The 8465-nt window shown below is 69.6% G+C and carries 10 protein-coding genes; 5 read left to right on the top strand and 5 right to left on the bottom strand.

Features of this window, described 5'->3' with window-relative positions; genetic code table 11:
- The 3 genes from ribD to ACFDTH_RS16080 form a co-directional block, all read right to left on the bottom strand.
- A partial coding sequence (ribD, locus tag ACFDTH_RS16090; protein WP_375288575.1) for a bifunctional diaminohydroxyphosphoribosylaminopyrimidine deaminase/5-amino-6-(5-phosphoribosylamino)uracil reductase RibD occupies positions 1-479 on the bottom strand: 479 nt, incomplete at its 3' end.
- Positions 480-502: 23 nt separating this feature from the next.
- A complete protein-coding gene (locus ACFDTH_RS16085; RefSeq protein ID WP_375288574.1) occupies positions 503-850 on the bottom strand; it encodes a hypothetical protein in 348 nt (115 codons plus the stop codon).
- Positions 851-1014: 164 nt separating this feature from the next.
- Entirely contained in the window at positions 1015-1191 is a 177-nt protein-coding gene (locus ACFDTH_RS16080) for a hypothetical protein (RefSeq protein ID WP_375288572.1), read from the bottom strand.
- Between the two features lie 186 nt (positions 1192-1377).
- Here ACFDTH_RS16080 and thiL point away from each other — a divergent pair, with 186 nt between their 5' ends.
- The 4 genes from thiL to ACFDTH_RS16060 all read left to right on the top strand — a co-directional run bounded on the left by thiL (position 1378) and on the right by ACFDTH_RS16060 (position 5336).
- Positions 1378-2277, top strand: a complete 900-nt coding sequence (gene thiL / locus ACFDTH_RS16075) for a thiamine-phosphate kinase (RefSeq protein WP_375288573.1) — start codon at positions 1378-1380, stop codon at positions 2275-2277.
- Positions 2278-2348: 71 nt separating this feature from the next.
- A complete protein-coding gene (locus ACFDTH_RS16070) occupies positions 2349-4523 on the top strand; it encodes a sodium-translocating pyrophosphatase (RefSeq protein WP_375288571.1) in 2175 nt (724 codons plus the stop codon).
- Positions 4524-4695: 172 nt separating this feature from the next.
- Positions 4696-4947: a type II toxin-antitoxin system Phd/YefM family antitoxin gene (locus tag ACFDTH_RS16065; RefSeq protein ID WP_375288570.1), complete on the top strand. Its 252-nt coding sequence runs from the start codon at positions 4696-4698 to the stop codon at positions 4945-4947.
- The gene (locus ACFDTH_RS16060) at positions 4944-5336 is read left to right on the top strand and encodes a type II toxin-antitoxin system VapC family toxin (RefSeq protein ID WP_375288569.1); all 393 of its coding nucleotides are present in this window, start codon (positions 4944-4946) and stop codon (positions 5334-5336) included. The genes ACFDTH_RS16065 and ACFDTH_RS16060 overlap by 4 nt, the downstream gene beginning before the upstream one ends.
- Before the next feature lie 3 nt (positions 5337-5339).
- Here the strand turns inward: ACFDTH_RS16060 and hisD are convergent, their stop codons facing one another.
- Both hisD and hisG read right to left on the bottom strand, forming a co-directional pair.
- Positions 5340-6635, bottom strand: coding sequence for a histidinol dehydrogenase (gene hisD / locus ACFDTH_RS16055; RefSeq protein WP_375288568.1), 1296 nt, complete (start codon positions 6633-6635; stop codon positions 5340-5342).
- Positions 6632-7291 (bottom strand): ATP phosphoribosyltransferase, encoded by a 660-nt coding sequence (gene hisG / locus ACFDTH_RS16050; RefSeq protein ID WP_375288567.1) that lies wholly within the window; start codon positions 7289-7291, stop codon positions 6632-6634. The genes hisD and hisG overlap by 4 nt, the downstream gene beginning before the upstream one ends.
- Positions 7292-7351: 60 nt before the next feature.
- Between hisG and ACFDTH_RS16045 the strand changes: the two genes are divergently transcribed.
- Entirely contained in the window at positions 7352-8440 is a 1089-nt protein-coding gene (locus ACFDTH_RS16045; protein WP_375288566.1) for a DUF2332 domain-containing protein, read from the top strand.
- Positions 8441-8465: the final 25 nt, after the last annotated feature.

The following is an 8465-nucleotide window of genomic DNA, read 5'->3' as shown; positions in this document are numbered from 1 at the left end:
GACGCGAGTGCGATGCGGCCGTCGAGCGAGGTCGCCAGCTTGAGCGTGACGTGGGGACGGCCATGCGTGCGCCGGGTGAGGAAGCCGGCCATGGCGCGGCGCGCCTCCGCCTCGTGCGCGCCGGTCGCGACCGCAATCCCAGCGGCGGTCAACCGCGCCGCTCCGGCACCGTCGGTCCGCGGATCGGGATCGCGCAAGGCCATGACAACGCGCGACACACCCGCCGCGACGAGGAGATCGGAACAGGCCGGCCCACGGGCGCTTTCGTGCGCACATGGCTCCAGCGTGACATAGGCAGTTGCGCCGCGCGACTTGGCGCCCGTCTCGGCCAATGCGATCGCCTCGGCATGCGGACGGCCGCCGGGCTGGGTCCAGCCGCGTCCGACGACGCGGCCCTCGGCGACGATCACGCATCCGACATTGGGGTTGGGCCGCGTCCGCCCGCGGCTCCGTTCGGAGAGGGCGAGCGCCGCGCCCATCCAGCGCGCGTCGTCTCGCAAGTTCAGAAGCCGTAGCTCTTGAGCTTGTCGTCGAGCCGCTTGAACTCTGCCTGTCGCTTGTCCTGGCGCGCCTTGAGCACGGCCATCGCCTTGTCCTTCTCCGCCTGATCGATCACCTGCTGCGCGCGGATCTGCTCGTCCGTGCGGTCGAGCGACCATTGCTGCACATAGATGATGTCGGGCTTGTACTCGGGGGCGATGCTCGAGTCCTTGACAAAGGCGATCAGCACCAGGCCGGTGATGACGATCGCGAGCATCATGAACCAAAGTTCATAGGGCTTGCGCTGGGCAAGGAACATCCGGAGATCGCGGACAGCGCGCAGCGGGGAGAAGCGGGCAAGATAGCGCATCAGCGCCAAGATAGAGGCTTCAGCCTCCCGGGGCTAGAGGACAAGGCGGCGCGTACATTCCTGTAGAGCTTCGATCCGCCCTTAGGACGGACTTGCCCAACCTAAAGGCATCAGCCTCCCGGCACGCCAAACGGCATCAAGACCGGCGCACGCCTTCCGACAGATCAGAAGACCGAGACGACAACGGCTCCAACCAGGGCCCAAAGCGCCAATCCGCCCGCCGCACCAACGACAATGCCTTGGGCCATGGCGGTTGCCGGATCGCGCCGGCCTGCAGGCGCCGCATCACGGCGTACGCCTTGCACTGCGAGCGACGGGTCGCCCGCGACATCAAACTTCATCCTCTCCTCCGGACTGATCGTCTCTATGGTTCCCAGACGCCTATATCACAGCTTTGTTCCAGAGCGGGACTATGGGCAAATCGCCAAAGCTTGCAATACCCGAAGTTGTAAAAATTCTAATCAGGCGGTCGACGGCTGGGCGCGATCATGCTCTGGCCGGAGAAATATCATGGGATTAGCCAGAGCTTGGACGAGGCGACTTTTCATCAAAAGCTGCGCGCATTGCCTCTGCACGTTGGCGCCGCGGGGCTTGGCGACGATGTCGCGCTTCTCGACGGGCTCGTGATCACCGTCGACACGCTGATCGAGGGCGTGCATTTCCTGCCGTCCGATCCGGCGCCGTCGGTGGCGTGGAAGCTGCTGGCGGTGAATCTCTCGGATCTCGCCGCCAAGGGCGCGGTGCCCGAGGGCGTGCTGCTGTCCTACCCGCTGGGCAATGAGGCCTGGGACGCGACGTTCGTGGATGGCCTTGCCGATGCGCTGTCGCAACTCGGCTGCGTGCTGCTCGGCGGCGACACGGTGTCGTTGCCGGCGGGCGCGCCGCGCGTCCTCGGCATCACCGCCTTCGGCCGACCGGACGGGGGCGCGATCCCCCGGCGGTCCGGCGCGGAGGCGGGCGATGCGCTGTGGGTGACCGGCACGATCGGCGACGCCGGGGCCGGGCTGGCGATCGCGCGCGGTGCGCCGGGACCGGAGCGGCTTCTCCAGCGCTATCGGCGTCCCCAACCCCGTCTGCGGGAGGGCCGCCTGCTTGCGCCGCACGTCTCGGCGATGATGGACGTGTCCGATGGGCTGCTGATCGACGCGGCCCGGATGGCGGCGGCGAGCGGGCTTCGTGTCACCATCGATCTGGCGCAGGTGCCGCTTTCGGCCGACCTGCGGGCCTGGGGCGGCGATGCGCTGGCGGCGGCGACTTCCGGCGACGACTACGAACTGCTGTTCGCCGCCCCTGCCGATCGCGATCCGCCCGTTCCCGCCACCCGCATCGGCAGCTTCGCGCCCGGTCGCGGGATCGCGCTGCTGCGCAACGGCGCGCCGGTGCCGCTGCCCGCCACCCTGGGCTGGCAGCACGGCGGCTTGCGCTGAGCCCCGGCCCGCCATACCCTCTCTTCCAACGCGGGCGCCATGACCTGCGCGAAGGAGAGGAGAACGCGGGAATGACGAGCGTCATCATCGCGATGCTGTGCGGCCTGGTGGCCGTGCTCTACGGCATCGTCACCAGCCAGCAGGTCTTGCGCGCGCCGGCGGGCAATGCGCGGATGCAGGACATTGCGGCCGCGATCCAGGAAGGGGCCAAGGCCTATCTGGGCCGGCAATATACCACCATCGCGATCGTCGGCGTGGTCGTCGCGGTGATCCTGGCGGTGACCCTGGGCGCGCTCTCCACCGCGGGCTTCGTGATCGGCGCGGTGCTCTCGGGCGTCGCCGGCTATGTCGGCATGAACATCTCCGTCCGCGCCAACGTGCGCACGGCGGAGGCGGCGCGCGGCTCGCTGCAGGGCGGGCTCACCATGGCGTTCCGCTCGGGCGCGGTGACCGGCATGCTGGTGGCGGGGCTGGGGCTGCTCGCGATCGCGGTGTTCTTCTGGTACCTGACCGGTCCCGCCGGCTATGTGCCCAACGACCGCGTGATCGTGGAGGCGCTGACCGCGCTGGCGTTCGGCGCGTCCTTGATCTCGATCTTCGCGCGGCTGGGCGGCGGCATCTTCACCAAGGCGGCGGACGTGGGCGCAGACCTCGTCGGAAAGGTCGAGGCGGGCATCCCGGAGGACGATCCCCGCAACCCCGCGGTGATCGCCGACAACGTGGGCGACAATGTTGGCGACTGCGCCGGCATGGCCGCCGACCTGTTCGAGACCTATGTCGTAACGCTGGGCGTGACGATGATCTCGATCGCGCTGCTGGTGCAGGCGGATGCGGCCGAGTTGATGCGGCTGATGAGCCTGCCGCTGATCGTCGGCGGCGTGTGCATCATCACCTCGATCATCGGCACCTATATGGTGCGGCTGGGGCGCGGCGGATCGATCATGGGCGCGCTCTACAAGGGGTTCTGGACCTCGGCATTGCTCTCGATCCCGGCCATCTACGTCGCCGCGCAGATGACTTTGGGCGACATGAATGCGGTGATCGGCGGCGCCGGCTTCCTTGACCAGGGCAGTGACGCGCTGACCACCGGCTTTGACGCCGCGGCGCAATCGGCGCCCGCCACCTCCGCGTCGTTCACCGGCATGGACCTGTTCTGGTGCATGCTGATTGGCCTGGGCGTCACCGGGCTGATCGTGTGGATCACCGAATATTACACCGGCACCAACTATCGCCCGGTCAAGTCGATCGCCAAGGCGAGCGAGACCGGCCACGGCACCAACGTGATCCAGGGCCTGGCGATCAGCCTGGAGGCGACCGCGCTGCCGACTTTGGTGATCGTGGTGGCGGTGGTCGCCGCCTACAAGCTCGCCGGCATCATCGGCATCGCCTTCGCCGCCACCTCGATGCTGGCGCTCGCCGGGATGGTCGTCGCGCTCGATGCCTATGGCCCGGTCACCGACAATGCCGGCGGCATCGCCGAGATGGCGGGGCTGGAGGACGAGGTGCGCCACAAGACCGATGCGCTCGACGCGGTCGGCAACACCACCAAGGCGGTGACCAAGGGCTATGCGATCGGCTCCGCCGGCCTCGCGGCGCTGGTGCTGTTCGGCGCCTACACCACCGACTTGCAGACCTATTTCCCTGACCTCACCGTCGATTTCTCGCTGAGCAACCCGTACGTGATCGTCGGGCTGCTGCTCGGCGCGCTGCTGCCGTACCTGTTCGGCGCCTTCGGCATGACCGCGGTGGGCCGCGCGGCGGGTGCGGTGGTGGAGGAGGTGCGCGGCCAGTTCCGCGACAATCCGGGTATCATGCAGGGCACCAGCCGCCCGAACTACGGCCGCACCGTCGATCTCGTCACCCGCGCCGCGATCCGCGAGATGATCGTGCCCAGCCTGCTGCCGTTGCTGTCGCCGATCGCGCTCTACTTCATCGTCACCGCGGTGGACGGCCAGGCGAGCGGCTTCGCGGCACTGGGCGCGATGCTGCTGGGCGTGATCGTCTCCGGCCTGTTCGTCGCTCTGTCGATGACCAGCGGCGGCGGCGCCTGGGACAATGCCAAGAAGTATATCGAAGACGGCAATTACGGCGGCAAGGGCTCCGAAGCCCACAAGGCCGCGGTGACCGGCGACACCGTGGGCGATCCCTACAAGGACACCGCCGGCCCCGCGGTGAACCCGATGATCAAGATCACCAACATCGTCGCGCTGCTGCTGCTGGCAGCCTTGGCTGGCAGCGCAGGCTGAGGCTCCAGCCTCAGCAAGCGCGACCGGCCGGCGGACGGGCGGACGAGTCCGCCCGATCCGTCCGACGTCACGCCGCGGCTTTGCCGCGGCGCGTCGCTGGTCGCGTCGTGTGAGCCTTGCACCGCGACCCCGCCAGGCCTACCTTAGCTAAGTACAGCTAAGGAGCCTGCCGGTGGACGCCGTCAACATGCATGAGGCCAAGACCCGCCTGTCGCAACTCGTCGATGCGGTGGAGAGCGGGCGCGAATCGGAGGTGGTGATCGCCCGCAACGGCAAGCCCGCGGCGCGGCTCGTGCCCATCGCCCAAGCGCCGGACACCAGCAAGCGGATCGGCATCGCCAAGGGAAAGTTCACCGTGCCGGATGACTGGGACGCCGATGACGACCTGATTGCCGCGATGTTCGAGGGCCGCGATCCCGCATGAATCTGCTGCTCGACACGCACATCGCTCTTTGGGCCGTCAGCGACGATCCGAAGTTGAGTCGCAAGGCCCGCGATGAGATCCTGGCCGCGCAGACTGTGATGGTCAGCGTCGTCACGCTCTGGGAGATCGCGATCAAACACGCACTTAGACGCGGCCGTCACGACGACATCGTCGTCTCCGCCACCGAGGCACACGAACTGTTCGCAGCAGCCGGATTCACCATGCTTCCGGTTCAGCCCCTTCATGCGACAGAGCTGGACGCCTTGCCGCAGCTGCATGGTGATCCGTTCGATCGGTTGCTTGTGGCTCAGGCGCTGGCCGAGCCCATCCACCTTCTGACCCGCGATGCCGCGCTTGGCGGCTATGGCCCGCTGATCCGCCCGATCTGACCTTTACCAGTTCGTCCTGATCCGCAGGGCCACCGATTTCGCGTGCGCCGGCAGCCCCTCCGCCTGCGCCAGTGCGATGGTGGCGGGGCCCAGTTCGTTGAGACTCGTCTCGTCCAGCTGGAGGAAGCTGGTGCGCTTCATGTAATCGGTCACGCCCAGGCCGCTCGCAAAGCGGGCGCGGCGGCCGGTGGGGAGGACGTGGTTGGGACCGGCGACATAGTCGCCGATCGCCTCGGGCGTGTGGCGGCCGAGGAAGGCGGAGCCGGCGTGGCGAAGCCGGTCGAACAGCGCGCCCGGGTCGTCGCAGGCGAACTCGACATGCTCCGGCGCGAGCCGGTCGACCAGCGGGATCGCCTCGGCCAAGGTGCGCGTGACGATCACCGCGCCGTTCGCCTCCCAGGCGGCGCGCGCGACGGCGGCGGTGGGCAGGTCGGCGAGCTGGCGCCCGACTGCCTCCGTCACGCGCTCGGCGAAGGCGGCAACGTCGGTGAACAGGATCGACTGAGTGGTGGGATCGTGCTCAGCCTGGCTCAGCAGGTCGGCGGCGATCCAATCGGGGTTGTTGGCGCCTTCCGCCACCACGACGATCTCGCTTGGCCCGGCGACCATGTCGATGCCGACCACGCCATAGACCTGGCGCTTGGCCTCGGCGACCCAGGCATTGCCGGGGCCGGTGACCACATCGACCCGCGCGATCCGCTCGGTCCCATAGGCGAGCGCCGCGATCGCCTGCGCGCCGCCGACGCGCCACACCTCGTCGGCCTGCACCAGATGCGCGGCGGCAAGCACCAGCGGGTTGACCGCGCCCCGCGGGGTGGGGGTGACGACCACCAGCCGCTCGACGCCGGCGACCCGCGCCGGAATGGCGTTCATCAGCAGCGTCGAGGGGTAAGCCGCACGGCCGCCGGGCACGTACACGCCCGCCGCATCCACCGCCCGCCAGCGCGCCCCCAGGCGCACGCCGGCCGCATCGGTGAAGTCGGTGTCGGTCGGCCGCTGCTTCTCGTGATAGGCACGAATGCGCGCGGCGGCGAGTTCCAGGCTGGCGCGCAGCTCGGGTTCGAGGCCGGCGAATGCCTCGGCGCAAGCGGCGGCGTCGATCCGCCAGCCCGTCTGGTCGAGGTCATGGCCGTCCAGCCGCTGCGTCAGGTCGCGGAGCGCGATGTCGCCCCCCTCGCGCACTTCCCGGATGATCGCGGCCACGTCCTGCGCCACATCGCTGGAGGCTTCGCGCCGCTGATCGACCAGTGCAGTGAAGGCGGCGTCGAAGCCGGGATCGGCAGTGGACAGGCGGATCATGCCGCGGCGGCACCCACCACCGCGCGGCGGAACGCCTCCACCAGCGGCACCACGCGCGCGCGCGTCTTCATCGCGGCGCGGTTGACCACCAGGCGGGCGGAGATGTCCATGATCCGCTCCACCTCCACCAGCCCGTTCTCCTTGAGCGTGCGGCCCGAGGAGACGAGGTCGACGATGCGCGGCGCCAGACCCAGGGTCGGCGCCAGCTCCATTGCGCCGTTGAGCTTGACGCATTCGGCCTGCACGCCTCGGCGGGCGAAATGCGCGGCGGTGACGTGCGGGTATTTGGTGGCGACGCGGACGTGGCTCCATCCCCGCGGATCGTCCTGCCCCGCCAGCCGGGCCGGCTCGGCGACCGACAGGCGGCAATGGCCGATGTCGAGGTCGACCGGCGCGTACAGCTCCGAATAGTCGAACTCGGCGAGCACGTCCGAACCGACGATGCCGAGCTGCGCGGCGCCGTGTGCGACGAAGGTGGCGACATCGAACGCGCGGACGCGGATCAGTTCGATGTCGGGATCCTGTGTGGCGAAGCGCAAGGCGCGCGACGATTCGTCGGAGAAGGCGGGTTCGGGCACGATCCCGGCGCGGGCGAGCAGCGGCAGCGCCTCGCCGAGGATGCGCCCCTTGGGCACCGCGAACACGATTGGAGTCATCGCGGCGGGCTTTACGAAGGGGGGCGGGGGGGCGCAATGCACGCTGACGGGGAGATGCGCATGGCCAGCGAAGCCGACAACCGCAAAGCCTTTCTGATCCAGGCGGACTATTGCGCCGCCATGGCCGCGCCGATCACCGCGCGTGTCTGTCAGGCGCTGGCGGTCGTGCTGGACCGGCGCACGCTTACGGGCACGCGCGCGCTCGACTGGCCGGGCGAGCCGGTCGCCGATGCGCTGGCGCTGCGGCTGGTCGGCGGGCTGCATGCGCTGCACCGGGCGGGCGTGGACGAAGGCTTGTCGCGGGTGTTCCGCGGCGAATCGACGGATGCGTCGGCGATCGCCGCGGCACTGCGGGCGCATGATGCGGCGCTGCTGCCCTGGCTCGACGGGCCGCCGCAGACCAACGAGGCGGGGCGCTCGGCCGGGCTGATGACCGGGCTGCTCCATATCGCCGAGCGGTTCGGACCGCGGGTGGAGGTGCTGGAGATCGGCTCCAGCGCCGGGCTCAACCTGCTGATCGATCGCTACGCCTTCGATCTCGGCGGGGTGCGCGCGGGGCCGGCGGACAGTCCGGTGACCATCCGGCCCGAGTGGCGCGGACCGCCGCCGCCTGACGTGCCGATCGGGATCGTCTCCACCCGCGGCGTGGACGTCGCGCCGATCGACGCGACCGATCCGCATAAGGCGGCGCGACTCGCCGCCTATGTCTGGGTGGATGTGCCCGAGCGGGTGACGCGGATCGAGCGCGGCATCGCGATGATTCGTGCAGGGGGCGTGCGGCTGGAGCAGGGCGATGCCGCCGATTGGGTCGAGGCGCGGCTGGCCGAGCCGCAGCCGGCGGGCGTGACGCGCGTGCTGATGCATTCGGTGGTGTGGCAGTATCTCGGCAATGAACGCCGCGCGCGCATCCGCGAGGCGATGGACGCGGCGGGCGCGCGCGCCACGCCCGAGCGGCCGCTCGGCTGGGTGATGATGGAGCCCAACCGCGACCTCCACCGCCACGAGGTGCGCGTGCGCGGCTGCCCCGGCGACCGGCCGATGGAACTGGTCGCACTCACCCATGCGCATGGCGCCTGGGTGGAGGGGCTCGCCCCGCCCTACGAGACGCGCGACTATGTGATGCGCCGCGGCCCCTATGAAGGCGGCTGACGACGCCCTAGACGCGGGCGCCAGG

It is taken from the genome of Sphingomonas sp. (genome assembly GCF_042096255.1).
In the GTDB taxonomy this organism is placed as follows: Bacteria; Pseudomonadota; Alphaproteobacteria; order Sphingomonadales; family Sphingomonadaceae; genus Sphingomonas.
This window is presented reverse-complemented; position numbering and strand designations above follow the sequence as displayed.